Source organism: Streptomyces sp. NPDC090127 (assembly GCF_044746945.1).
Classification (GTDB): domain Bacteria; phylum Actinomycetota; class Actinomycetes; order Streptomycetales; family Streptomycetaceae; genus Streptomyces.
On sequence record NZ_JBIVDE010000002.1, the window covers coordinates 1,196,103 to 1,220,567 of the forward strand.

20 protein-coding genes and 1 pseudogene are annotated in these 24,465 nt (G+C 72.1%); 12 read left to right on the top strand and 9 right to left on the bottom strand.

Annotated elements, in window-relative coordinates:
* Positions 1–49: 49 nt before the first annotated feature.
* Complete coding sequence (locus tag ACIPPS_RS10900) at positions 50–1,507, top strand: catalase (RefSeq protein ID WP_401429444.1); 1,458 nt, start codon at positions 50–52, stop codon at positions 1,505–1,507.
* 474 nt (positions 1,508–1,981) lie between these two features.
* Positions 1,982–2,647 carry a DUF1524 domain-containing protein gene (locus ACIPPS_RS10905; RefSeq protein ID WP_401429446.1) on the top strand — a complete coding sequence of 222 codons (666 nt, stop codon included), beginning with the start codon at positions 1,982–1,984 and terminating at the stop codon, positions 2,645–2,647.
* On the opposite strand, the gene ACIPPS_RS10910 is transcribed toward ACIPPS_RS10905, so the two are convergent.
* Positions 2,583–3,785 (bottom strand): MFS transporter, encoded by a 1,203-nt coding sequence (locus ACIPPS_RS10910; protein WP_401429448.1) that lies wholly within the window; start codon positions 3,783–3,785, stop codon positions 2,583–2,585. The two genes, ACIPPS_RS10905 and ACIPPS_RS10910, sit on opposite strands and share 65 nt — an antisense overlap.
* 58 nt (positions 3,786–3,843) lie before the next feature.
* Here ACIPPS_RS10910 and ACIPPS_RS10915 point away from each other — a divergent pair, with 58 nt between their 5' ends.
* The gene (locus ACIPPS_RS10915; RefSeq protein ID WP_401429450.1) at positions 3,844–4,872 is read left to right on the top strand and encodes a transcriptional regulator; all 1,029 of its coding nucleotides are present in this window, start codon (positions 3,844–3,846) and stop codon (positions 4,870–4,872) included.
* Positions 4,873–4,905: 33 nt separating this feature from the next.
* On the opposite strand, the gene gcl is transcribed toward ACIPPS_RS10915, so the two are convergent.
* Entirely contained in the window at positions 4,906–6,693 is a 1,788-nt protein-coding gene (gcl, locus tag ACIPPS_RS10920) for a glyoxylate carboligase (protein WP_401429452.1), read from the bottom strand.
* A 959-nt stretch (positions 6,694–7,652) separates the two neighbouring features.
* On the opposite strand from gcl, the pseudogene ACIPPS_RS10925 reads away from it, so the two are divergent.
* The 4 genes and pseudogenes from ACIPPS_RS10925 to ACIPPS_RS10940 all read left to right on the top strand — a co-directional run.
* A pseudogene (locus ACIPPS_RS10925) lies at positions 7,653–8,156 on the top strand (hypothetical protein); the annotation flags it as partial.
* A gap of 74 nt (positions 8,157–8,230) precedes the next feature.
* Positions 8,231–8,821 carry a hypothetical protein gene (locus tag ACIPPS_RS10930; protein WP_401429455.1) on the top strand — a complete coding sequence of 197 codons (591 nt, stop codon included), beginning with the start codon at positions 8,231–8,233 and terminating at the stop codon, positions 8,819–8,821.
* A gap of 103 nt (positions 8,822–8,924) precedes the next feature.
* The gene (locus ACIPPS_RS10935) at positions 8,925–9,671 is read left to right on the top strand and encodes a TIGR04222 domain-containing membrane protein (protein WP_401429457.1); all 747 of its coding nucleotides are present in this window, start codon (positions 8,925–8,927) and stop codon (positions 9,669–9,671) included.
* A gap of 198 nt (positions 9,672–9,869) precedes the next feature.
* Positions 9,870–10,427, top strand: coding sequence for a GNAT family N-acetyltransferase (locus ACIPPS_RS10940; protein WP_401429459.1), 558 nt, complete (start codon positions 9,870–9,872; stop codon positions 10,425–10,427).
* Here ACIPPS_RS10940 and ACIPPS_RS10945 read toward each other — a convergent pair whose 3' ends face one another.
* Positions 10,428–12,059 carry an AMP-binding protein gene (locus tag ACIPPS_RS10945; RefSeq protein WP_401429461.1) on the bottom strand — a complete coding sequence of 544 codons (1,632 nt, stop codon included), beginning with the start codon at positions 12,057–12,059 and terminating at the stop codon, positions 10,428–10,430.
* A complete protein-coding gene (locus ACIPPS_RS10950) occupies positions 12,056–13,741 on the bottom strand; it encodes an AMP-binding protein (protein ID WP_401429463.1) in 1,686 nt (561 codons plus the stop codon). The genes ACIPPS_RS10945 and ACIPPS_RS10950 overlap by 4 nt, the downstream gene beginning before the upstream one ends.
* A 118-nt stretch (positions 13,742–13,859) precedes the next feature.
* Here ACIPPS_RS10950 and ACIPPS_RS10955 point away from each other — a divergent pair, with 118 nt between their 5' ends.
* Positions 13,860–14,675: a response regulator transcription factor gene (locus ACIPPS_RS10955; RefSeq protein WP_401429596.1), complete on the top strand. Its 816-nt coding sequence runs from the start codon at positions 13,860–13,862 to the stop codon at positions 14,673–14,675.
* A 96-nt stretch (positions 14,676–14,771) separates the two neighbouring features.
* Here ACIPPS_RS10955 and ACIPPS_RS10960 read toward each other — a convergent pair whose 3' ends face one another.
* Complete coding sequence (locus ACIPPS_RS10960) at positions 14,772–15,887, bottom strand: winged helix DNA-binding domain-containing protein (RefSeq protein WP_401429465.1); 1,116 nt, start codon at positions 15,885–15,887, stop codon at positions 14,772–14,774.
* 181 nt (positions 15,888–16,068) lie between these two features.
* On the opposite strand from ACIPPS_RS10960, the gene ACIPPS_RS10965 reads away from it, so the two are divergent.
* The 3 genes from ACIPPS_RS10965 (at position 16,069) to ACIPPS_RS10975 (ending at position 18,425) form a co-directional block, all read left to right on the top strand.
* Positions 16,069–17,199 carry a magnesium and cobalt transport protein CorA gene (locus ACIPPS_RS10965; RefSeq protein ID WP_401429467.1) on the top strand — a complete coding sequence of 377 codons (1,131 nt, stop codon included), beginning with the start codon at positions 16,069–16,071 and terminating at the stop codon, positions 17,197–17,199.
* A gap of 83 nt (positions 17,200–17,282) precedes the next feature.
* Positions 17,283–18,041, top strand: a complete 759-nt coding sequence (locus tag ACIPPS_RS10970) for a MerR family transcriptional regulator (RefSeq protein WP_401429599.1) — start codon at positions 17,283–17,285, stop codon at positions 18,039–18,041.
* Positions 18,042–18,089: 48 nt separating this feature from the next.
* Positions 18,090–18,425, top strand: coding sequence for a YnfA family protein (locus ACIPPS_RS10975; RefSeq protein WP_401429470.1), 336 nt, complete (start codon positions 18,090–18,092; stop codon positions 18,423–18,425).
* Between the two features lie 236 nt (positions 18,426–18,661).
* Here the strand turns inward: ACIPPS_RS10975 and ACIPPS_RS10980 are convergent, their stop codons facing one another.
* The 4 genes from ACIPPS_RS10980 to kdpF are packed head-to-tail and all read right to left on the bottom strand — an operon-like array spanning position 18,662 to position 23,237.
* Complete coding sequence (locus ACIPPS_RS10980; RefSeq protein WP_401429472.1) at positions 18,662–19,333, bottom strand: potassium-transporting ATPase subunit C; 672 nt, start codon at positions 19,331–19,333, stop codon at positions 18,662–18,664.
* Between the two features lie 6 nt (positions 19,334–19,339).
* A complete protein-coding gene (gene kdpB / locus ACIPPS_RS10985) occupies positions 19,340–21,478 on the bottom strand; it encodes a potassium-transporting ATPase subunit KdpB (protein WP_401429474.1) in 2,139 nt (712 codons plus the stop codon).
* Entirely contained in the window at positions 21,475–23,139 is a 1,665-nt protein-coding gene (gene kdpA / locus ACIPPS_RS10990) for a potassium-transporting ATPase subunit KdpA (protein WP_401429476.1), read from the bottom strand. Before kdpA ends, kdpB begins: the two co-directional genes overlap by 4 nt.
* An 8-nt stretch (positions 23,140–23,147) precedes the next feature.
* Positions 23,148–23,237, bottom strand: coding sequence for a K(+)-transporting ATPase subunit F (gene kdpF / locus ACIPPS_RS10995; protein WP_401429477.1), 90 nt, complete (start codon positions 23,235–23,237; stop codon positions 23,148–23,150).
* 484 nt (positions 23,238–23,721) lie between these two features.
* Here kdpF and ACIPPS_RS11000 point away from each other — a divergent pair, with 484 nt between their 5' ends.
* Positions 23,722–24,330, top strand: coding sequence for a snapalysin family zinc-dependent metalloprotease (locus ACIPPS_RS11000; RefSeq protein ID WP_401429478.1), 609 nt, complete (start codon positions 23,722–23,724; stop codon positions 24,328–24,330).
* The last annotated feature ends 135 nt before the right edge of the window (positions 24,331–24,465 follow it).

Here is a 24,465-nt window from a genome sequence, read left to right on the forward strand (position 1 = left end):
TCCTGAGCACCGCACAGTCAGCAGTGCAGCTCCCGTACGGAAGGTCACCATGTCGAAGCGCGTGCTTACGACCGAGTCCGGCGCCCCCGTCGCCGACAACCAGAACTCCGCCACCGCCGGCGTCGGTGGCCCCATCCTGCTCCAGGACCAGCACCTCCTGGAGAAGCTCGCGCGCTTCAACCGTGAGCGGATCCCGGAGCGCGTGGTCCACGCCCGCGGCTCCGGCGCGTACGGCTACTTCGAGGTGACCGACGACGTCACCGGCTTCACCAAGGCCGACTTCCTCTCGGAGGTCGGCAAGCGGACCGAGACGTTCATCCGCTTCTCCACCGTCGCCGACTCGCTCGGTGGCGCGGACGCGGTCCGTGACCCGCGCGGCTTCGCGCTGAAGTTCTACACCGAAGAGGGCAACTACGACCTCGTCGGCAACAACACCCCGGTGTTCTTCATCAAGGACCCGATCAAGTTCCCCGACTTCATCCACTCCCAGAAGCGCGACCCCTTCACGGGCAAGCAGGAGCCGGACAACGTCTGGGACTTCTGGGCGCACTCCCCCGAGGCGACGCACCAGGTCACCTGGCTCATGGGCGACCGCGGCATCCCGGCCTCGTACCGTCACATGAACGGCTACGGCTCCCACACGTACCAGTGGACGAACGAGAAGGGTGAGGCCTTCTTCGTCAAGTACCACTTCAAGACGAACCAGGGCGTCCGCTCCCTCTCCGCCGACCAGGCCGCCGAGCTCGTCGGCAAGGACGCGAACTCGCACCAGACCGACCTGCTCCAGGCCATCGAGCGCGGCGTGAACCCCTCCTGGACCCTGTACGTCCAGGTCATGCCGGCCGCCGAAGCCGCGGAGTACCGCTTCAACCCGTTCGACCTCACCAAGGTGTGGCCGCACGCCGACTACCCGCTGCAGCGCGTCGGCCGGCTGGTCCTCGACCGGAACCCGGACAACGTCTTCGCCGAGGTCGAGCAGGCCGCGTTCTCCCCGAACAACTTCGTCCCGGGCATCGGTCCCTCGCCGGACAAGATGCTCCAGGGCCGTCTCTTCGCCTACGCGGACGCCCACCGCTACCGCCTCGGTGTCAACCACACCCAGCTGCCGGTGAACGCCCCGAAGGCGACCCTCGCCGACAACTACGGCCGCGACGGCCTCATGGCCACCCGCCAGGGCTCGCGCCACGACAAGAACTACGAGCCCAACTCGTACTCCGGGCCCGCGCAGACCGACGAGGTGCTCGCCGCGCCGCTGGCGATCCACGGCTGGACCGGCACCCACGCGGCGCCCGAGCACGCCAAGGACGACCACTTCTTCCAGGCCGGTGAGCTCTTCCGCCTGATGTCCGAGGACGAGAAGGGTCGTCTGGTCGCCAACATCGCCGGTGGCCTGTCCCAGGTGTCCCGCGAGGACGTCATCGAGAAGAACATCGCGCACTTCGCCGCCGCCGACGCGGACTACGGCAAGCGCGTGGCCGAGGCGGTCCGCGCCCTGCGCGAGGACTGATCCACGGCGGTATCCAGACCGCGTACGGCATATGACGGGAGGTCAGATGTCGTACGCCGTCCGGACCGACGGCCCGGATGAGGGGTGGCCGGCGGGACGGACAGCGTGAGGACCGCGGCGACGCGCGAGCCAGTGCGGTGGTAAGGGCGGACCAGGCCCCTTCTTGACCTGAAAGAAGGGATCCCGGGCCCACCCGTCGGCGCCGCCGCGGTCCCAACGCCCCACCTCCCCCAAGACTCCGCCCGGCGGCGCGAACGTCCTGTCGCGCCAGCCTCGCACCGTCGGGCGGGCACAACGAGAGCGCGGAACCAGGTTTACGGTCCCTGGTTCCGCGCTCTTTCGCGTTCCCTGGACGCGCCCGCGCCGGCGACGCGCCCAGCGCATCGTTTCTGCGGTGAAGATCCACACCCGCACGGGCGAGCGCACCGCGATTCACCGCGTATGCGCCCCTCCCGCACGGCTATCCACTCCTACGTGATCAAGAACCTGCTGCGGGGCCTGACCCCGCTGGCCCTCATCCTGTCCCCGCTCGCCGTGCCCTCCCCGGCCATGTCGGCGAACGTCGTCCTCTTCCCCGACGCCCTCGCCGACCTCACCGAGGCGACCGAGGATCCGACCGGCTACCAGGTCACGGCCTTCACGCACTGGAACGCCGGCCTCGATGCCACCGACGGCTGCGACACCCGTTCCGAGGTCCTCCTGGAGGAGGCCGTCGACGCCCCGAAGACCGGCCCCGGCTGCGCCCTGACGGGCGGCAGGTGGACCTCCTACTACGACGGCCAGACCGTCACCGACCCGGCGGCGCTCCGTGTCGACCACGTCGTCTCCCTCAACGAGGCCTGGGAGTCGGGTGCCTCCGGCTGGACGGCGGCACGGCGCGAGAAGTACGCCAACGACCAGGGCTCGGCCGGCACGCTCGTCGCCGTCACCGCCCGCAGCCAGAAGGACAAGGCCGGCCGCGACCCCGCCGACTGGGTGCCGTCGTCCTCCACCCAGTACTGCCGCTACGTCGCCGAGTGGGTGGGCACCAAGCTGCGCTGGGGTCTGAGCGCCGACAAGGACGAGGTGGAGGCGCTCAAGCTGTTCGCCGACGGTCCGTGCGAGGAGACCGTCGTGGTCCGCTCGAAGGCCCCGCAGTGAGGGCGAGCGTCACCGTGACGGCGAGCGAGCCGAGGGCGAGCAGCACCATCGCCGCGCGCGGTGAGGTGGCCTGGGCGACGGCGCCCGCGAGCGCCGCGCTCAGCCCCTGCAGGGCGAGCATGCCGGAGGTGTGCAGCCCGAGGGCGTGACCGCTCAGCTCGTCCGGTACGAGGGCCATCAGCCGCTCCTGGTACAGCAGGCTCGCGCCGTAGCCGACCGCGGAGACGGTCACGGCGACGAGGGCGAGGGGCAGCCCCGGGTCTCCCGCGAAGAGCAGGAACGGGGCTGCCAGCAGGGCCTGCAGGGAGGCGGCGAGCCGGCCGCGGAGAGCGTGCGGCAGGAACCGGCCCACGAGCGTGTCCCCCGCCAGCATCCCGAGCGCGCCGCAGGCGAAGAGCAGCCCGGCGCGCTCGGGGTCGTACGGCACGAAGAGCGACTCGCAGCCCACGATCAGGCCGTTGGGCACCCACAGCGCCACGTACACCCGGCGGCGGGCCCGGGAGGACCACAGGCGCCGGTTCGTCCGCCAGGTCTCGGCCGCCGAGGCCCGGTCGGTGGCGCGCGGGGTGCGCGGGGAGAGGCCGAGGCGGGCCACCAGGGCCGCCAGGAGGTGGAGGGCGGCGCCGGTCAGCAGCGTGCCGCGGGGCGAGAGCAGCGCGACGAGCAGGCCACCGACCGCGAATCCGGCGATCTGACAGGCCCCGACGGCCATGTTCAGCACCGAGCGGCCCAGTAGGTAGCCGTCGCGGGGCAGGATCTCCCCGAGCAGCCCGTAGCGCACCCCGCCGCCGACCGAGCCGATGAGCCCGTGGACGAGCAGGATCGCGAAGACCGCCCCGATCGGCAGGCCGGGCACGGCGGTCGCGGCGCTGCACCCGGCGAAGGACAGCGCCATACCGGCGAGCGCGGCGCGCGGCGGGAGCCGGTCGGCGGCCGAGAGGAGCGTGGCGGCGCCGAGGAGCTGGGCGAGCGAGGGCCCGAAGAGCGCGAGGGAGGAGAGGAGCGGGGAACCGGTCTGCCGGAAGACGAGCGTGGCGAGGCCGAGGCCGGCCACCGTCTGGGCGGCGACCTGGGCGGAGGAGGTGAGGAAGAGCGGGGTGAACTCGGGCGTACGGAAGAGCTCGCGGTAGCTGCGCATGCGGCGGAGTCTCCGTGGGCCCCGGGGCCGCCGGTACTGTTTCGCGGGGAGGCGAAACATGGGCTGGTGGCAGATGGACGCGGACGCGCTCGCGGGGAGCCGGTTCGTGCTCTCGCCGCTGGCCGAGGTCACCGCCGCGCTCCAGACGCTGCACCTGGACACGTCCGCCCACCCGGGCGAGCGGGCCTGGCTGGACCGTCATCTGCCCGCCTACCGGGCCCGGTTGGCCGCCGACCCGGTCGACGCCCTGCTGGTGCGCAGCGCGCTCGGAACCAGGTGGAACGCCGACTTCGTGACCCCCACCCCGCTGGGCGAGGGCGAGCGCGGCTTCGAGGAGGAGCTGGCACGGGTCCGCGCGACCCCGACGGCCGCGGCGGTGGCGGATCTGGCGGTGTCGCTGGGCGGTCCGGTGCCCGAGGCGCTGGCCTCGGCACCCGATCTTCCGCGCCGCACGGCCGAGTTGCTCACCTGGGTGTGGCGGGAGGCCGTCCTGCCGACCTGGTCGCGGCGCCGCCGGATCCTGGAGGCCGACGTCCTGGCGCGCACGGCGATGGTGGCCCTGGGAGGGTGGGCGGCCGCCCTGGACGAGCTGAATCCGGGCCGGACGCGCTGGCTCGGTGACGGCAGGCTCCAGGTCAACACCCGCGCATACCCGCCGCGTTCGGTGGCGGGCGGTCACCTGTTCTTCGTGCCGGTGACGCCGAGCCGGGGGTGGGTGTCGTGGGAGGGGACGGAGCGGTACGCGATCGTCTACCCGTGCGCGGGGGCGCTGGCCGACGTGACGGGCCCGGCCGTCCCGTCGGCCCTGGCCGCGCTGCTGGGGAGCGCCCGGGCCGGGGTGCTCGTACGGCTCGAATCACCGCTCTCCACCAGCCAGTTGGTGGCGCTGACGGGGCAGGGACTCGGCTCGGTGGGGCGGCACCTGAAGGTGTTGCTCGACGCCCGGCTCGTCCGGCGCAGGCGAGCGGGCCGGTCGGTGCTGTACGACTGGACGGAGGCGGGCGCGGCGCTGGTGGGGGCCCAGGGCGCGCGGAAGGGCCCCCGCTCCGGTGCTCTCGGAGCGGGGGCCCGTACCTCTACGGAATGATCGGCCCTGAGGGCCCTTCGGCCCTGCGGGACGTCAGACCTTGAGGGCCTTGATCGCGGTCGGCGCGTGGCCGGCCTCGGTCGCGAGCTCCTCGAACTCGGTGACGTCGCTCATGTCGACCGTCTTGCTCATCGCGATGTTGGTGATCCGCTCCAGGATCGCCTCGACGACGACCGGGACCTGGAACTCGACGGCCAGCTTCTTGGCCTGCTCCAGCGCCTCACCCAGCTTCTCCGGGTCGGTGACGCGGATCGCCTTGACGCCCAGGCCCTCGGCGACCTTGACGTGGTCGACGCCGTAGACGCCGATCTCCGGGGTGTTGATGTTCTCGAACTCGAGGTTGACCTCGAAGTTGATCCCCAGACCGCCCTGCGCCTGACGGATCAGGCCCAGGTAGGCGTTGTTCACGAGGACGTGGACGTAGGGGACCTTGTGCTGGGCGGCGACCGCCAGCTCCTCGATCATGAACTGGAAGTCGTAGTCGCCGGAGAGCGCGACGACCGGGGTCTCCGGGTCCGCGGTGGCGGCACCGATGGCGGCCGGGATGGTCCAGCCGAGCGGGCCGGCCTGGCCGCAGTTGATCCAGTGGCGCGGCTTGTAGACGTGCAGGAACTGCGCGGCCGCGATCTGGGAGAGGCCGATGGTGGTGACGTAGCGCGTCTCCGGGCCGAAGGCCTTGTTCATCTCCTCGTAGACGCGCTGCGGCTTGATCGGGACGTTGTCGAAGTGCGTGCGGCGCTGGAGGGTGGCCTTGCGCTCCTGCGCGGAGGCGGCCCAGGCGGAGAAGTCGGGGAGCTTGCCCGCGGCCTTCCACTCCTTGGCGATCGCGACGAAGAGCTCCAGGGCGGCCTTGGCGTCGGAGGCGATGCCGTAGTCCGGGGCGAAGATCTTGCCGATCTGGGTGGGCTCGACGTCGACGTGGACGAACTTCCGGCCCTTGGTGTAGGCCTCCATGTTGTAACCGGTGTGGCGGTTGGCCCAGCGGTTGCCGATGCCCAGGACGAAGTCCGACTCCAGGAAGGTCGCGTTGCCGTAGCGGTGCGCGGTCTGGACGCCGACCATGCCGGCGGCCAGCTCGTGGTCGTCCGGGATGGTGCCCCAGCCCATCAGGGTGGAGATGACCGGGATGTTCGTCAGCTCGGCGAACTCGACCAGCAGGTCGGTGGCGTCGGCGTTGATGATGCCGCCACCGGCGACGATCAGCGGGCGCTCGGACTCCAGCAGGAACGTCAGCGCCTTCTCGGCCTGGGCGCGGGTCGCCTGCGGCTTGTAGACCGGCAGCGGCTCGTACGTCTCCGGGTCGAACTCGATCTCGGTGAGCTGGACGTCGATCGGCAGGTCGATGAGGACCGGGCCGGGACGGCCGGAGCGCATCAGGTGGAAGGCCTGCTGGAAGACGCCGGGGACCTGCGCGGCCTCCAGGACCGTGGTGGCGGCCTTGGTGACGGGCTTGGCGATCGAGGCGATGTCGACGGCCTGGAAGTCCTCCTTGTGGAGCTTCGAGACCGGGGCCTGACCGGTGATGCACAGGATCGGGATCGAGTCCGCGATCGCGGAGTACAGGCCGGTGATCATGTCGGTTCCGGCGGGGCCGGAGGTACCGATGCAGACACCGATGTTGCCGGCCTTGGCCCGGGTGTAGCCCTCGGCCATGTGGGACGCGCCCTCGACGTGGCGGGCGAGGGTGTGGGCGACGCCGCCCACGTTCTTGAGCTCGCGGTAGAAGGGGTTGATCGCCGCGCCGGGCACGCCGAACGCGTTGGTGACGCCTTCGCGCTTGAGGATCTCAACGGCCGCTGCGGCGGCGGTCATACGGGGCATGGGAGGGCTCCTGCTTCGGCCAGGCGGAAGCGGGTCCGCCACCGTCTCGGCGGGCCGTTTCCGTATTGCGGAAGTAATGTTCTGCTATACGGAAGCAATGTAGGTCGGGGTGGTGAGAGACGTCAAGGGAGCGGGCCCGGCCGTTGGCCGAACTCCCTCCCCTCGCGTGGCGGATTGGTGGACGATGGGTCCGGGAAGACAGGGGGTTCGGCGTGGGGTTCGGTGTGGGTGACTCGGTTCCGGTGCGCTGCCCGGAATGCCTCCGTACGCAGCCGTACGCGGCGCCGGTCTTCCCGTGCGCGTGCGGCACCCCGGTCGTGCCACCGGTGGTCCCCGGGGCCACGGGCGAGCCGGTCACGCACCGCAACTGGACGGACGAGTGGGTCACGGTCCGCTGCGGCGCCTGCGGCCGCGAGGACGAGTGGCCCCACCCTGAGCTGGGCTGCGCCTGCGGCACGGTCCTGCGCGTCCCGGTCCGCGCCCCGGGCGCCGGATCGGGCACGGGACCGGCTGCGGGAGGCGCGGGGACGGGTTCGGGGACGGCGGGCGGCACGGGCGCGGGAGGCGCGGGTACGGGTTCGGCGGCGGGAGCGGATACGGGAGCAGGAGCGGGCGACGGTACGGGGCGGGGTGCGGGCACCGGGTCGGGCGCCGGACCCTGGCGCGTCGTGGACCCGCGCACCCCGGCCGACCCACGCCCCGGCGGCCCCCTCGACCCCCGCCCGGGGTCCACTCCGGGCCGGGGCACCGCCCCGGGTTCCGGCACCGCTCCGGGTTCCGGCACCGCTCCGGGCCCGGGGTCCTCGGGCGCCCGGGGCGAGGGCGGGCCCGGTGACGGTCCTGTCGCCGGGCCGCGCGGGTGGTTCACACCCGGGAACGGCGCGGGCGGCGCGGGCGGCACGGACGGCGGGAACGGCGGCCTCGGCCCCGAGGAGGACGCGGACGCGCCGCACCCCGGCGTCGACCCGGCCGAGAGCCGCGCCCATGCGGCTCCCCGGAACAGCGGGCACCGGGCCTTCGCCGAGCGCTACCCCGCGCACATACCGCTGCCACCCACGGCCCCGCACCCCGGGGCGCCGCCGCGGCCCTCGTTCCGGCCCGTGACCATCCGTACGGCGCGGGACGCCGTGGCCGCGTCCGCCGGGTATCTGCGCTGGCTGGGGTTCCGGGACGTCGTCCAGCCCGAGGAGCGGTCCACCTCCGAGGTCGACCTGCGGGCGCCCGGGCTCGTCGCCCAGGTCGACCCGAGCACCCGCCCGGCCGGCCTGCGGGCCGTCGAGTGCCTCTGGCTCAACGGCCTCAGCAGCACGGCCGTGAGCGTCTTCTTCTCCCTCGCCGGCTACACCCCGGAAGCCCGGTCCCGCGCCGACGAACTGGGCATCCCCCTCTTCGTCCTCGACCTCACCGGGACCCCGCAGCCGGTCAACACCCCGGCCGACGAACTCGTCACCACCGGGGCCTAGGCAGTGTCCGGACTCGACCTGGGGCCCGGCGGAACCGGCCCCCGGTGTCAGTGGCGCCCACTACCGTCGGGGGCATGGGAACCACCTACCAGACCGTCGTCGACCTCGACGCCACGCCCGGGGAAGCGCCCACGCTGGCCGTGGTCGCGCTCGACCGGCTCGTCGCCCTGGGCATCGTGCGCGCCGAGCGCACCGACTGCGTGGTCGGCGCGCCGCTCGGGCATCCGCCGGGCCCGCGCTGGGCGTCGGCCGTCACGTACGAGGACTGGGAGCCGAGCGAGGGGCTGAGGATCGAGGTCGGGCGGACGGTGTTCCACAGCGGGCAGGACGGCGCGGAGTACGCGGTGTGCCCGCACTGCGCGACCCGTACGCGCTTCTCGGCGGGGGGCGCGCAGGACGACGGTGAGGCGATCGACGACCGCGGCTGGATGCCGTTCCGCGCGGCGATGTCGGCCTGGCACGCCACGGGCGCGGCCACCGTCACGTGCCGCCACTGCGGGACCCCCGGCGACCTGCCCTCCTGGGGCTGGTCCGACGACGCCTACGCCTTCGCCCATCTCGGTTTCGAGTTCTGGAACTGGCCCGAGTTCGACCCGCGTTTCCTCGCCACGTTCTCCGAGGCCCTCGGCGGCCATCGCGTCGTACGGGTGTGGGGGAAGCTCTAGGCCGCCGGGAGGTGTCTGTCGCTCAAAAGAACCTCAGAATTCGGCCATTCACGCGTGACGATCACCCTCCCCCGGGCACAACACCTTCGGGGGGTGGAACGTCATGGGGGCGGACACGTGGTGGTTCATCGGTGCGTCCTGCGGCCAACTGCTGCTCGCGCTCGCCCTGTTGCGAACGCCCAGCCCGCAGCAGGCCGAACTGGCTCCACCGGCACTGGCGTTGCTCCGGGGCGGGCCTCGGGCCGCCGTCGTGGTGGCCCTGGTCGCGCTGCACCAGCGCGGCGCCGTGGCGGCCGGCCGGAAGGGCACGATTCGGGCCAACGGCGGGCCCGGCCGGACGCGTGACCCGCTCCAGCTGGGGGTGCACGGCGCGCTCCGGCGCGCCCTGGGACTCAGGGTGCTCGCCGCGCAGCCCGGGGCACGGCGCGCGGTGGAAGCGCTGGGCGGCGAGCTGGCGCGGGCCGGTCTGATCCGCCCGTACGGCAGGCTGCGCGTGGCGCGCGGGCTGCTCGCCGGCGCGGTGGCGACGGCGATGGCGGGCCCGCTGATCCTCAGGCCGTCCGGGGCGGAGCTCGCCCTCGCGCTCGTCCTCGGGGCCGTACCGACGGCGGCCGCGCTCGCCCTGCTCGCCCTGCCGTCGACGACGCGGGCCGCCCACCGGCTGCTGGCCGGTCTCCGCCAACGGCACCCGCTGCCCACACACCGGCACGAGGTGACGGACGGCAACCTGGTCCTGCTGTACGTCGCCCTCTACGGGGACCCCGCCCTGGCGCTCTTCCTCCCCCGCTTCTCCCGCGACGGCGGGTTGCTGGGCGGAGGCGCGGGAGAAGCGGGCCGGGGCTCGGGCTGAGGGGTGCGGCGACGCCGGCGGGGACCAGGCCGAGCGGCAGAGGAGACGCCGGCCGGGATGGGGCTCAGGGGTGCGGGAGACACCGCCCGGGGCTCGGACTCGGGGGCGCGGGAGACCTCGGCCGGGGCTCGGGCTCAGGGGTGCGGAAGACGCCGGCCGGAATCGGGCTCAGGGGTGGAGGCGCGCCATACTCGTCGTATGCACATCAGAGCGGCCGCACCGGCCGAACTCCCGCTGCTCCAGGACATCGAACGGGCGGCGGGCGAACCCTTCCGCTCTCTCGGCATGGCGGTCATCGCCGACGACGAGCCCCTTCCGCTGGACGTCCTGGACGCCTACCGGCGGGCCGGCCACGCCTGGGTGGCCGCCGACGAGACCGACCGCCCGGTCGCGTACCTGCTGATGGACACCGTCGACGGTGCCGCCCACATCGAGCAGGTCTCGGTGCACCCGGACGCCGCCCGCCGGGGCATCGGCCGCGCGCTGATCGAGCACCTCGCCGCCGAGGCGGCCGGTCTCGGGCTGACGGCACTGACCCTGACGACCTTCGCCGAGGTGCCCTGGAACGCGCCGTACTACGCGCGGTTGGGTTTCCGCCCGCTCGCCGAGGCCGACCCGGAGCTCACCCTCGGCCTGCGCGCGATCCAGCGGGCCGAGGCCGCCCATGGTCTGGCGACCTGGCCCCGGGTGTGCATGCGCCGCGAGCTGGTGGGGGCGGAGGCGCACGCCGTGCGCGCCGTCCGCCCCGTGCCGTAGTCACGCCTCCGCGCCGCCCTCCGCGCCGCCGCCCTCCGCGCCCCCGTCCTCCCCGAAGCGTCGGCGCAGCTCCACCTTGCGGACCTTCCCGCTCACCGTCATGGGGAAGTCGGCGAGGATCTCCACCCGGCGGGGGACCTTGTAGTGCGCGAGACGGTCGCGGCAGTACGCGGTGATGTCGTCGAGGCTCGGCGGGTCGGCCGGATCGCGCGGGATCACGCAGGCGAGGATCTCCTCGCCGTAGCGGGGGTCGGGGACGCCCACGACCTGGACGTCCGCGATCTTCTCGTACCCGTGCAGGAACTCCTCGATCTCGCGCGGGTACACGTTCTCGCCGCCCCGGATGATCATGTCCTTGATCCGCCCGACGATCTGGACGTAGCCGTCCTCGCGCATCACCGCGAGGTCGCCGGTGTGCATCCAGCGGCCCTCGTCGACGACCTCGGCGGTCTTCCCGGGCTCGTCCCAGTAGCCGAGCATCACGCTGTAGCCGCGGGTGCGCAGCTCGCCCGGGGTCCCGCGCTCCACGGTGAGGCCGGTGACCGGGTCGACGACCTTCACCTCGACGTGCGGCATGACCCGGCCGACCGTGCCCGTGCGGCGCTCCAGGTCGTCGTCGCGCCGGGTCTGGGTGGAGACGGGCGAGGTCTCCGTCATCCCGTAGCAGATCGACACCTCGGCCATGTTCATCTCGGCGACGACCCGCTTCATCACCTCCGCGGGGCAGGGCGAGCCCGCCATGATGCCGGTGCGGAGGGAGGAGAGGTCGTACGCGGTGAAGTCGGGGAGGTTCAGCTCGGCGATGAACATGGTCGGGACGCCGTACAGCGAGGTGCAGCGCTCCTCCTGGACCGCGCGGAGGGTGGCCGCGGGGTCGAAGGAGGGTGCGGGAATGACCACGCAGGCGCCGTGGGACGTCGCGGCGAGATTGCCCATCACCATGCCGAAGCAGTGGTAGAAGGGCACCGGGACACAGATCCGGTCCTGCTCGGTGTAGCCGACCATCTCGCCCACGAAGTAGCCGTTGTTGAGGATGTTGTGGTGGGAGAGGGTCGCCCCCTTGGGGAAGCCCGTGGTGCCCGAGGTGTACTGGATGTTGACCGGCTCGTCGCAGGAGAGCGCGGCGGGGCGCGCGTCCCCCGCCGTGCGCGCGAGCAGTTCGTCCCAGGTCGGGTCGTCGAAGTAGACCGCCTCCCGCAACTCCGGGCAGTTCGGCGCCACGTGCTCGACGATCGCCCGGTAGTCGCTCGTCCTGTGCGTACGGGAGGCGAAGAGCAGCGAGATCCCGGCCTGGCGGAGCACGTACTCCACCTCGTGCGCCCGGTAGGCCGGGTTGACGGTGACCATGACGGCGCCGATGCGGGCGGTGGCGTACTGGACGAGGACCCACTCGGCGCAGTTGACCGCCCAGATCCCCACCCGGTCGCCCTTGACGACCCCGCTGCCGAGCAGGGAGTCGGCCAACTTCGCGACGTCGGCGCCGAACTGGGCGTACGTCCAGCGGCGCCCGGACGGTACGTCGACGAGCGCCTCGCGCTCGGGCCAGGCCGCGACGGCCCGGTCGAGGTCGGCTCCGATCGTGACGCCGAGCAGCTCGGTGGAGCTCGCGCCGTGTGCGTAGGAGAGGCTCATGCGCGGTCTCCTTCCGCGTACTCCGTGTACTCCGTACCCTCGCCCTTCGCCGTCCGCTCGCGGAGCTCGATCCGGCGGATCTTCCCCGAGACCGTCTTGGGGAGTTCGGCGAACTCGATGCGGCGCAGCCGCTTGTACGGGGCGAGGACGGCGCGCGAGTGGGCGAAGAGCGCCTTCGCCGTCTCCTCGTTCGGCTGCCAGCCCGCCGCGAGGACGACGTACGCCTTCGGGACGGCGAGCCGCAGCGGGTCGGGGGCCGGGACGACGGCCGCCTCGGCCACCGCCTCGTGCTCCAGGAGCGCGCTCTCCAGCTCGAACGGCGAGATCTTGTAGTCGGAGGCCTTGAAGACGTCGTCGGCGCGCCCGATGTAGGTGATGTAGCCCTCGCTGTCGCGGGAGCCGATGTCGCCGGTGCGGTAGTAGCCGCCCGCCATCGCCTCGGCCGTACGCTCCGGGTCGCCGTGGTAGCCGGTCATCAGGCCCACCGGGTCGGAGGAGAGGTCGAGACAGATCTCCCCCTCGTCCACATCCGCCGCGCCGCTGACCGGGTCGACCAGGGTGACCCGGAAGCCGGGGCTCGGCCGGCCCATCGAGCCTTCCTTGAGGGGCTGACCGGGGCTGTTGGAGACCTGGACGGCCGTCTCGGTCTGCCCGAACCCGTCGCGGACGGTGACACCCCACGCGCGCCGCACGGCCTCGATGACCTCGGGGTTGAGCGGCTCGCCGGCCGCCACGACCTCGCGCGGCGGCTGCCCGAGCTGGGTGAGGTCGGCCTGGATCAGCATGCGCCAGACGGTGGGCGGCGCGCAGAAGCTGGTGACGCCGTTGCGCTCCATCTCGGCCATCAGCCGGACCGGGTCGAAGCGCGTGTAGTTGTGGAGGAAGACGGTCGCCTCGGCGTTCCAGGGGGCGAACAGATTGGACCAGGCGTGCTTGGCCCAGCCGGGCGAGGAGATGTTGAGGTGCACGTCGCCGGGGCGGAGGCCGATCCAGTACATGGTGGCGAGGTGGCCGACGGGGTACGAGGTGTGGGTGTGCTCGACGAGCTTGGGGCGGGCGGTGGTGCCGGAGGTGAAGTACAGCATCAGCGGGTCGTCCGCGCGGGTGACGCCGTCGGGCTCGAAGGTGTCGGAGGCGCTCCTGGCCTCCTCGTAGGGAAGCCATCCGTCGCGCTCTCCCCCGACGACGATCCGGGTGTACTCCCCCGGCACGTCGCCGAACTTGGCGGTGTCCTCGGCGCGCACGATCACATGCCGGGCCCGGCCGCGCTCGACGCGGTCGCGCAGGTCGGCGGGGCCGAGGAGCGGGGTGGCCGGGATGACGACGGCGCGCAGCTTCATCGCGGCGAGCGCGGTCTCCCACAACTCGGCCTGGTTGCCCAGCATGACGATGATCCGGTCGCCGGCCCGGACGCCCTGGGCGCGCAGCCAGTTGGCGGCGCGGTCGGAGCGGGCGGCCATCTCGGCGAAGGTGAGGCGCGTCTCGGTGCCGTCCTCCTCGACGATGTGCAGCGCGGTCCTGTCGTTGCCGGCCGCGATGACGTCGAACCATTCCAGGGCCCAGTTGAACCGGTCGGGGCGGGGCCAGGCGAACCCCTCGTACGCCGACTCGTAGTCCTCGCGATGCTGGAGCAGGAAGTCGCGGGCGGCCCGGAACCTCTCCGTCGCCGTGGTAGCCGTCATGTGTCCTCCTCGTTGCGGGACCGGTCACGGACATCGTGTAATCAGTGACCGAGGTCTCACTACCCCCGTTCGGGGGTGAAGGAGTGGTCGCGTGCCCGAGCTGACGGAATCGGTGGAGATGCGTGCGGCGCTGCTGCGGCTGCGCCGGTCCACCGGTCTGGCGGTCGTCTTCGGCGGCCTGCTGCACGACGGCCGCCGACTGCGGATCGCGGAGCTGAGCGGCGCCCTGACCCCGGCCCTGCGCGGCCTGGCGATCTCCACGGGCAGCGGCCTGGGCGGCAGGTGCCTGGCCCTGTCGCGGCCCTGCGCGGTGACGGACTACCCGTCGGCGCGGCACATCACGCACGAGTACGACGGTCCGGTGTCGGCGGAAGGGCTGCGCTCGGTGGTCGCGGTGCCCGTCGTCGTACGCCGGAAGGTACGGGGGGTGCTGTACGGGGCGCTGCGGGACGCGCTGCCGCTGGGCGACCGGGTCTTCGACGCGGCGGTGGCGGCGGCGAGGGACGTGGAACAGGCGCTGGCGGTACGGGACGAGGCGCGGGAGCAGCCGGCCGGCGGCTCGTCGGCGCCGGCGGCGGGCCCGGGGCCGTCGGGCCGGTCCTGGGAGGAGGTCCGGCAGGCCCACGGCGAGCTGCGCGCACTGGCGCCCCGGGTCGAGGATCCGGAGCTGCGGGCACGGCTCCTGGAGGTGTGCGGGCGCCTGGAGAACGCCTCGGCGGGCCCGGCGCGCCCGCGGGGCGTGGCGCTGACGCCGCGCGAGCTGGACGTCCTGGCGGCCGTGGCGTCGGGGGCGACGAACGCGTCGGCGGCGGAGCGGCTCGGGCTGCGCCCGGAGACGGTGAAGGGCTATCTGCGCTCGACGATGCGCAAGCTGGAGGCGCACACGCGCCTGGAGGCGGTGGTGGCGGCACGACGGGCGGGGATGCTGCCGTAGGACCGCGGCCTTCCTGCTCCCTCCGCCCTCACACGCCGACGCCCCTCGATCGCCCTCCGGGCCCTCCATCGCCCTCCACCTGACGACCCCCATCGCCTACGCGTCGACGACCCCGAACACGACGTCGTGGGGAACGCCCTCCGGCCCCATCACCCGCAGCAGCCGCTCCGCCTCGGCCGTCAGCTCGGCGCGCTGGGCCTTGGTCGGGCGGCCGAAGGGCTGGATGGTGAGCGTCGTGCGCTCCTTGGTCTCCTCCTGGCGCCAGAGGCCGGCGAGGAGGCCGTCGAGGAGGAAGACGGAGAAGGCCTGGTTCCCCTTCCAGGTGCGGTTCTTCGTCTCGGCGGAGACGAAGCGGGTGCGGTCGGCGTGGGAGAGAAGGAGGTTGTCGAACTCGGGGAGGAAGCGCGGCGGGGCCGGGGTGTCGGGGTCGGGTCGGGGCGCGTCGGGAAGGTCGAAGAGCTCGACGCCGTGCTCGTCCTGGAAGGCGAGGAGACGGGGCCGGAGGCGTTCGAAGGCCTCGCGGAGGCGGGTGAGGCCGCTCCAGGTCTGCATGTCCTTGACAGAAGCGGGCCCGAACGCGGCCAGGTAGCGCAGGACGGTGGCGTCGGGGGTGGGCGTGGGCTCGGCGGGGGCGCGGAGCCATGCCTCGGCGGTGGTGAGGCGGACCGCGCCGCTGCGCCGCCAGAGGCCGCGCGGGGTGACCTGGACGAGGGGCAGGAGGCAGCGGGCGGCGACCGAGAGGGACTGCGGGTCGGCGTCGGGCCAGTGGACGAGCAGGGCCTCGCGGATCTCCTTGGGGGTCCGGGGCTCCTCCTCGACGAGCGTGCGGGAGAGCGCGGCGATGCGGTCGAGGTCGACGCCTTCCAGGCCGGCGCGGAAGATCGTGAGCTCGCGGTCGCGGGCGGCCTGGACGAGCGGCCGGACGGTGCGGACGTCGTCGGCGGTGTGGGTGTGGATGGTGGAGCGCAGGGTGACGATCCGGGCGACCTCGCGGGACTCCATGAGGTCGGAGAGGTGCTCCGGGCGGAAGTCGGCGAGCCGGGCGGCGAGGGCGTAGTACGGCGGCTTGGTGTTCTGCGCCTGGAGTCCGATGAGGTGGGAGACGGCGTCCTTGGCGGACATCGCGGCGGGCTCCAGGAGGAGCTGGCGGGCCAGCGTGGCGCGGCCCAGGGCGCGGGTGGAGAGGACCGGATTCGTCGAGGTGGAGGCCATGAACGGCACGCTACTCGGGCTTGCGGACAGCTTGGGTCCGCAAGAGGGCCCGGGCCTGCGCATCCCGCCGCGCTGCCGTGTTTCGTCCCGTATATCCTGCCGGGAGACTGGCCACGATCACGATCACGATCACGATCACGATCACGGACACGATCACGGACACGGACACGGAGAGGGACCCATGTCGGAGCGTCGCCCCCGGGCAGCCTGGCGCCGGCAGCCGGAACCGCCGGCGCGGACGCCCGGGTCGGAGCCTCAGCCGCCGGAGCCGGCGGACGCGGCGGCCGACCGGCCGAGCGTGGTGCAGGCGACGCTGTACCGCGAGGGCCGCAAGGTGGCGTCCCCGGCGACGCTGGCGGAGACGTTCCGCCAGCTGCGTGAGCACCCGGACGGCATGGCGTGGATCGGTCTGCACCGTCCGACCGAATCCGAACTGCATTCGCTGGCGGGCGAGTTCGACCTGCACGAGCTGGCGGTGGAGGACGCGCTTGAGGCGCACCAGCGCCCGAAGCTGGAACGGTACGGGGACACGCTCTTCGTGGTCCTGCGGGCGGCCCGCTACCTGGACGCCCAGGAGGAGGTCGACTTCGGCGAGCTCCACGTCTTCGTGGGGCAGGACTTCGTGATCACGGTCCGCCACGGCGCGGCCCCGGACCTCTCGGCGGTCCGCCACCGCATGGAGGAGGACCCGGACCTCCTGGCACTGGGCCCGGAGGCGGTCCTGTACGCGATCCTGGACGCGGTGGTCGACGGCTACGCCCCGGTGGTGGCGGGCGTCCAGAACGACATCGACGAGATCGAGACCGAGGTCTTCGGCGGCGACCCGGCGGTCTCGCGCCGTATCTACGAACTCTCCCGGGAGATGGTCGAGTTCCAACGCGCGACGCGCCCCCTGGTGGGCATGCTGCACGGCCTGATGGCGGGCTTCGCCAAGTACGGCACGGACGAGGAACTCCAGCGCTACCTCCGCGACGTGGCCGACCACGTCACCCACACCAGCGAACGCGTGGACGGCTTCCGCCAGGCCCTGACGGAGATCCTGACGGTGAACGCGACCCTGGTCACCCAGGAACAGAACGCGGAGATGCGGGCGTTGGCGGAGGCGGGCTTCGAACAGAACGAGGAGATCAAGAAGATCTCCTCGTGGGCGGCCATCCTCTTCGCCCCCACGCTGGTGGGGACGATCTACGGGATGAACTTCGACACGATGCCCGAGCTGAACTGGGCCTTCGGCTATCCCTTCGCGATCCTGCTGATGGCCGTGGTCTGCACGAGCCTGTACTTCGTCTTCAAGAGGCGGGACTGGCTGTAGGCCGTCGCCCGGGGGCCGCGAAACCCGTGCGACGGCTTGACCTTCGAGTCGGGTCGAAGGTTTACGGTCGAGGTGTGAGCACGATGCGGATCTCCCAGCTCGCCCAGCGTTCCGGCGTCCCGGCCACGACGCTGCGGTTCTACGAGGGTGCCGGGCTGCTGCCCGCCGGCCGGGCGCCCTCGGGGTACCGGGTGTACGGGGAGGACGCGGTCGAGCGGCTCGCGTTCATCGGGGCGGCCAAGCACCTGGGGCTGCCGCTGGAGGAGATCGGGGAGCTGCTCGCGGTGTGGGAGGCCGGCGCCTGCCGGGACGTCAAGGCGGACCTGCGGCCCCGGATCGCAGCCCGGCTGGCCGAGGCCGAGGGGCGGGCCGCCGGGCTTGTGGCGTTCACCGCCTCGCTGCGTACCGCCCTGAGCCACGTGGACGCGCTGCCCGACCGTGCCGGTCGCTGCGATCCGGAGTGCGGGTTCCTCCCCCCGCCGGACGGGCGGCCGGTGGACGTGGCGCTCGCCCCCGGTCTGCGGGCCGCCGAAGAGGAGGCGGAGCGGTGGCGCACCGCACCGGTGGCCTGCTCGCTGACCGGTGACGGGGTGACCGAGCGCATCGCCCAGTGGCGCGCGGCGGTCGCCGGAGCCGTACGGACGGCCTTCCCCGAGGGCCTTCGCCTCACCCTGCCTGTCGACCGGACGGCGAAGGTGGCCGAGCTGGCCGCCGCCGAGCAGCGGTGCTGCCCGTTCTTCGACTTCCGCCTCCACCTCGACGGCCCTCGGCTGCATCTGGAGGTCCGCGCCCCGGCCGACGGTGCGGGCCTCCTCGCCGACCTGTTCGGCCGGGCCGACTGAGCCCTCGACCCCGTCGCCCCCCAGCCCGCCCTTCAGAGAGACCTCACCGTGCTCGTCGCCCGCTCCGTCGCCCTGTTCGCCGTCGCCGCCCTGTTCGAGATCGGAGGCGCCTGGCTGGTCTGGCAGGGCGTCCGCGAGCACAAGGGCTGGATCTGGATCGGCGCGGGCGTGATCGCCCTCGGCCTGTACGGCGTCGTCGCCACCTTCCAGAGCGACGACGACTTCGGCCGGATCCTCGCCGCGTACGGCGGCGTCTTCGTGGCCGGTTCCCTCGCCTGGGGCATGATCGCCGACGGCTACCGCCCCGACCGCTTCGATGTCGTCGGCGCCCTTGTCTGCCTGGCCGGGATGGCGGTGATCATGTACGCCCCGCGCGGTCACTGACGGGATCGGGTCGGCGGCCGCTGAGGGCGCCGCCGGTGCCATCGGTGCGGCCGGTGCCATCGGTGCGGCCGGTGCCACCCGTGCGGCCGGTGCCACCCGTGCGGCCGGTGCCACCCGTGCGGCCGGTGCCACCCGTGCGGCCGGTGCCACCCGTGCGAGCGGTGCCACCCGTGCGAGCGGTGCCACCCGTGCGAGCGGTGCCACCCGTGCGGAATGCGGGCGTGTGGACAACGCCGTCAGCCCTCGGTCAGTGCCTTGAGCGCGATGTTGAGCCGGAGGACGTTGACGCGGGGTTCGCCGAGGAAGCCGAGGATGCGGTCGTCGGTGTGGTCGGCGACGAGTCGCTCGACCCTCGTGACGTCCAGGCCGTTCTGCTCCGCGACCCGGTGGACCTGGAGCTTCGCGTACTCCGGGGAGATGTGCGGGTCCAGGCCCGAGCCGGAGGAGGTGACGGCGTCGGCGGGGACGTCGGACGGGTTCACCGTGAACGAGGCCGTGGAGTTGTCCTTGACGACGGCCGCCTTGGCGTCCTTCACCCAGGTGATCAGCTCCTCGTTGTCGCCGGACCGGTTGGTCGCGCCGGACAGGATGATCGCGTACTGGGTGTTGACGCTGTTGGAACCGAGGCCGTTGGACGGGCGCGGCTGGAACCACCTCAGGTCCGGGCTCGCCGTCTCCTCACCGTCCTTCAGCGGCAGGTGGTAGCTCTGGCCGATCAGTTCGGAGCCGACGACCCTGCCGCCCGCGTCCTTGATCTCGGAGCCGTCGGCCTTGCCGGGGAAGGCCGCCTGGGCGATGCCGGTGACGGCGAGCGGGTAGAGGACGCCGGTGATCACGGTCAGGACGAGGAGGGCGCGCAGGCCCGCCCAGAGCACCCGGCCGGTGTTTCCTACGGAGTTGTTCGTCATGGTCGGTCAGCCGATTCCGGGGATGAGGGAGAGGAGCACGTCGATGATCTTGATGCCGATGAAGGGGGCGACCAGGCCGCCGAGACCGTAGACCCCGAGGTTCCGGCGGAGCAGCCTGTCCGCGCTCGTCGGCCGGTAGCGCACGCCCTTCAGGGCGAGTGGGACCAGGGCGATGATGATCAGCGCGTTGAAGACGACCGCGGAGAGGATCGCGGACTCCGGCGAGGACAGGCCCATGATGTTGAGCCTGTCCAGGGACGGGTAGGCCACCGCGAACATCGCGGGGATGATCGCGAAGTACTTCGCCACGTCGTTGGCGATCGAGAAGGTCGTCAACGCACCGCGGGTGATGAGGAGTTGCTTGCCGATCTCGACGATCTCGATGAGCTTGGTCGGGTTGGAGTCCAGGTCCACCATGTTCCCGGCCTCCTTGGCGGCCGAGGTTCCGGTGTTCATCGCCACTCCGACGTCGGCCTGGGCGAGCGCGGGCGCGTCGTTGGTGCCGTCACCGGTCATCGCGACCAGCTTGCCGCCGGCCTGCTCCCGCTTGATGAGGGCCATCTTGTCCTCGGGGGTGGCCTCGGCGAGGAAGTCGTCGACACCCGCCTCCTCGGCGATCGCCTTCGCGGTCAGCGGGTTGTCACCCGTGATCATGACCGTCTTGATGCCCATCCGGCGCAGCTCGTCGAACCGCTCCCGCATGCCTTCCTTGACGACGTCCTTCAGGTGGACGACCCCGAGGACCCGGGCGCCCTCGGCGTCCTCGACGGCGACGAGCAGCGGCGTGCCGCCGGCCTGGGAGATCGCGTCGTTGAGCGCCGGGGCGTCCTCGGCGACGTGACCGCCGCGCTCCTTCACCCAGGCGACCACCGAACCGGTGGCGCCCTTGCGGACCTTGCGGCCGTCGACGTCCACACCGGACATACGGGTCTGGGCGGTGAAGGGGATCCACTCGGCCCCGACGAGTTCGCCCTGATGACGCTCGCGCAGGCCGTACCTCTCCTTGGCGAGAACCACGATCGAGCGGCCCTCGGGCGTCTCGTCGGCCAGCGACGACAGCTGGGCCGCGTCGGCCAGTTCGGCCTCCGTGACGCCCCCGACCGGGACGAACTCCGAAGCCTGCCGGTTGCCCAGCGTGATGGTGCCCGTCTTGTCCAGCAGCAGCGTGGAGACGTCACCGGCCGCCTCGACGGCGCGGCCCGACATCGCGAGGACGTTGCGCTGCACGAGCCGGTCCATGCCCGCGATGCCGATCGCCGAGAGCAGCGCGCCGATCGTGGTCGGGATGAGGCAGACCAGCAGCGCGGTCAGGACGATCAACGAGGTCTGCTCGTCGGCGCCCGCGTAGATCGCGAACGGCTTCAGCGTGACGACGGCCAGCAGGAAGACGATCGTCAGCGAGGCGAGCAGGATGTTGAGCGCGATCTCGTTCGGGGTCTTCTGCCGGGCAGCGCCCTCGACCAGGTTGATCATCCGGTCGATGAACGTTTCACCGGGCTTCGTCGTGATCTTGATGACGATCCGGTCCGACAGGACCTTCGTCCCCCCGGTGACGGCACAGCGGTCCCCGCCCGACTCCCGGATGACGGGGGCCGACTCACCAGTGATCGCGGACTCGTCCACCGATGCGACGCCCTCGACGACGTCACCGTCGCCGGGGATGATGTCGCCGGCCTCGCAGACCACCAGGTCGCCGATCCTCAGCTCGGTGCCGGGGACCCGCTCCTCGTTCGTGCCGATGATCCGGCGCGCGACCGTGTCCGTCTTGGCCTTGCGCAGCGTGTCGGCCTGCGCCTTGCCCCGGCCCTCGGCGACCGCCTCGGCCAGGTTGGCGAAGAGGGTGGTCAGCCACAGCCAGGCGGTGATCGCCCAGCCGAACCAGTCCCCCGGGTCCTTGATCGCCAGCACGGTGGTGACCACCGAGCCGATCAACACCACGAACATCACGGGCGACTTGACCATCACCCGCGGGTCGAGCTTCCTGACCGCGTCCGGGAAGGACCTGATCAGCTGCCGGGGATCGAACAGGCCCCCGCCGACCCGCCCGGCCGCCTGGTGCTGCCCAGTGGACAGGGCACCGTGCGGCGCCCGCACCGGAGTCGTGGTGGACATGTCGTCCTCTTGCTTTCTTACGTCGATGGTCATGCCGCGAGCCCTTCGGCGAGCGGTCCCAGCGCGAGGGCCGGGAAGTAGGTCAGACCGGTGATGATGAGGATCGCGCCGACCAGCAGGCCGGTGAACAACGGCTTCTCCGTCCGCAACGTGCCCGCCGTCTCCGGCACGGGCCGCTGCTCCGCGAGCGAGCCCGCCAGCGCCAGGACGAACACCATCGGCAGGAACCGGCCGAGCAGCATCGCGATACCGATCGTCGAGTTGAACCACTGCGTGTCGGCGTTCAGACCCGCGAACGCCGAGCCGTTGTTGTTCGCACCCGAGGTGTACGCGTACAGGATCTCGGAGAACCCGTGCGCACCGGAGTTCGTCATCGAGTTCCCCGGGGTGTCCAGCGCCATCGCCGCGGCCGTGAAGCCGAGGACCAGCGCCGGGGTGACGAGGATGGAGCAGGCCGCGTACGTGATCTCGCGGGTACCGATCTTCTTCCCCAGGTACTCCGGGGTCCGGCCGACCATCAGACCCGCGATGAAGACCGCGATGATCGCCATGATCAACATGCCGTAGAGACCGGAACCGACGCCGCCCGGAGCGATCTCACCCAGCTGCATGCCCAGCAGGTTGATCCCCCCGCCGAATCCGGTGTTCGACGAATGGAAGGAGTTGACCGCACCGGTGGAGGTCAGGGTCGTGGCGACCGAGAAGATCGCCGACGCCCCGATCCCGAATCGGGTCTCCTTGCCCTCCATCGCCCCACCGGCCAGTTCGAACGCCGGGCCCCTGCCCGCGAACTCGGTCCACATCATCAGGGCGGTGAAACCGATCCAGAGGGCGGCCATCGTCGCCAGGATGGCGTACCCCTGCTTGAGCGAGCCGACCATGCGGCCGAAAGTCCGCGTCAGGGCGAAGGGGATGACGAGGATCAGGAAGATCTCGAAGAGGTTCGACAGCGCGTTGGGGTTCTCGAAGGGGTGGGCCGCATTGGCGTTGAAGTAACCGCCGCCGTTCGTTCCCAGCTCCTTGATCACCTCCTGCGAGGCGACCGCGCCACCGTTCCACTGCCGCGTACCGCCCGTGAACTGCCCGACCTCATGGATGCCGGCGAAGTTCTGGATGGCGCCGCACGCGACCAGGATCAGCGCGCCCACGACCGATATCGGGAGGAGGACACGGACCGTGCCGCGCACGAGGTCGGCCCAGAAGTTGCCGAGCTCACCGGTACGAGACCGGGCGAAGCCGCGCACGAGGGCGACCGCGACCGCGATACCCACGGCGGCCGAGACGAAGTTCTGCACCGCGAGGCCGCCGGTCTGCACGACGTGGCCCATGGCCTGCTCGCCGTAGTACGACTGCCAGTTCGTGTTCGCGACGAACGACGCCGCCGTGTTGAAAGCCTGGTCCGGATCGATCGAGGCGAATCCGAGCGAGCCGGGCAGCGAACCCTGCACCCGCTGCAACAGGTACAGGAAAAGGACGCCCACCACGGAGAAGGCGAGCACCCCGCGCAGATACGCCGGCCAGCGCATCTCGACGCTCGGATTCGCGCCGATCGCCTTGTAGATCCACTCCTCGGGCTTGTAGTGCTTCTCCGAGGAGTAGACGCGCGCCATGTAGTCACCCAGCGGTCGGTACGACAGCCCCAGAGCGACGATCAACGCCAGAAGCTGGAGAACTCCAGCGGAAACGGGACCCATGTCCGTGCTCAGAACCTCTCCGGCTTGACGAGGGCGAGGACGAGATAGACCAGCAGGGCGACCGCGACGAGCAGTCCGACGATGTTCTCGGCGCTCACAGCTTGGCCACCCCCTTGGCGATGAAGGCCACCAGCGCGAAGACCGCGATCGTGGTGACGACGAAGGCCACGTCGGCCATCGTGAGCTCCCGGATGCAGGAAGAAGGAAGAACGGATTCTCGGACAGGACGAGAAAACCGCCTTTCAGCCGGGAAACGCCGTTCGTTGACGTCTCCCTGACGCGCTGCGGCGCGCTCTTGACGCGTCCCCTACGCCGTTCCGGTTCCGGCCCTTGGCCGCCCTACGCCGTTCCGGTTCTGGTCCCTGGCTGCCCGGGGCCGACCGCGGCCGTCCCTGGCCGGCCCGGGGCCGACCGGGAACTGACGAAGCTTGACCGACGAAAGGGATGTGACAGGTTCATGACTATGGGATCGTGAGGGCCGACCGGCGGTCCGGCCGTCCCTGGCGACCGGATACCGGCGCCGCTCTTCCCGCACTCTCGGTGCCGCCAGGCTCCGAGCCCCCCACGAGTGAAGGAGCAGCCATGCCGCTCTGCACATGGCCGAAGGCAGGCGTGATCGCCGCCGCGGTCGTCCTGGCCGCGACGACCGCGGCGAACGCCGCCCCCGCGTCGGCGTCCGCTTCCACGTCGGCGTCCGCGTCGGTCCCGTCGGCGCCGCGCGCCGCGGCCGCGGTGACGCTTCGCTACGACGACAGCCGGGCCGGCGGCTGGGAGGCCGCCGTCGCGGCGGGAGTCGCCTCCTGGAACGCCAACGTCGACAACGTCAAGCTGGTCGAGGCCGCGCCGGGCACCCGCGCCGAGATCGTCATCGTGGCCACCACCGGCTGGCCCCAGGCCACCCTCGGCCCCGTCCGCCCGGGCCGGCAGGTCCGTGTCGAACTCGGGAGCCAGGCGGTTGCCCAGGGGTACGACAAGACCCGCATAGCCGCCCATGAACTCGGCCACAGCCTGGGTCTCCCCGACACCAAGCCGGGGCCGTGCTCACAGCTGATGTCGGGGTCGAGCGCCGGTACGGCGTGCGCGAACGCGGTCCCGAACGCGACCGAGCAGGCCCGGGTGGAGTCCGCGTACGCGGGCGGCGTCGCCTCGATCGCCCCCGCCGACGGCCGGATCCTGGTGGACGCGCCCTGACCGAACCCCCGGGCGGGGGGGGGGGGCCCCCCCCCCCCCCGGCGGGGGCCCCCCCCCCCCCCCCCCCGGGGGGCGCCCCCCCCCCCCCCCCCCCCCCCGCCCCCCCCCCCCCACCCCCCAAAAAAAACCCCAGAG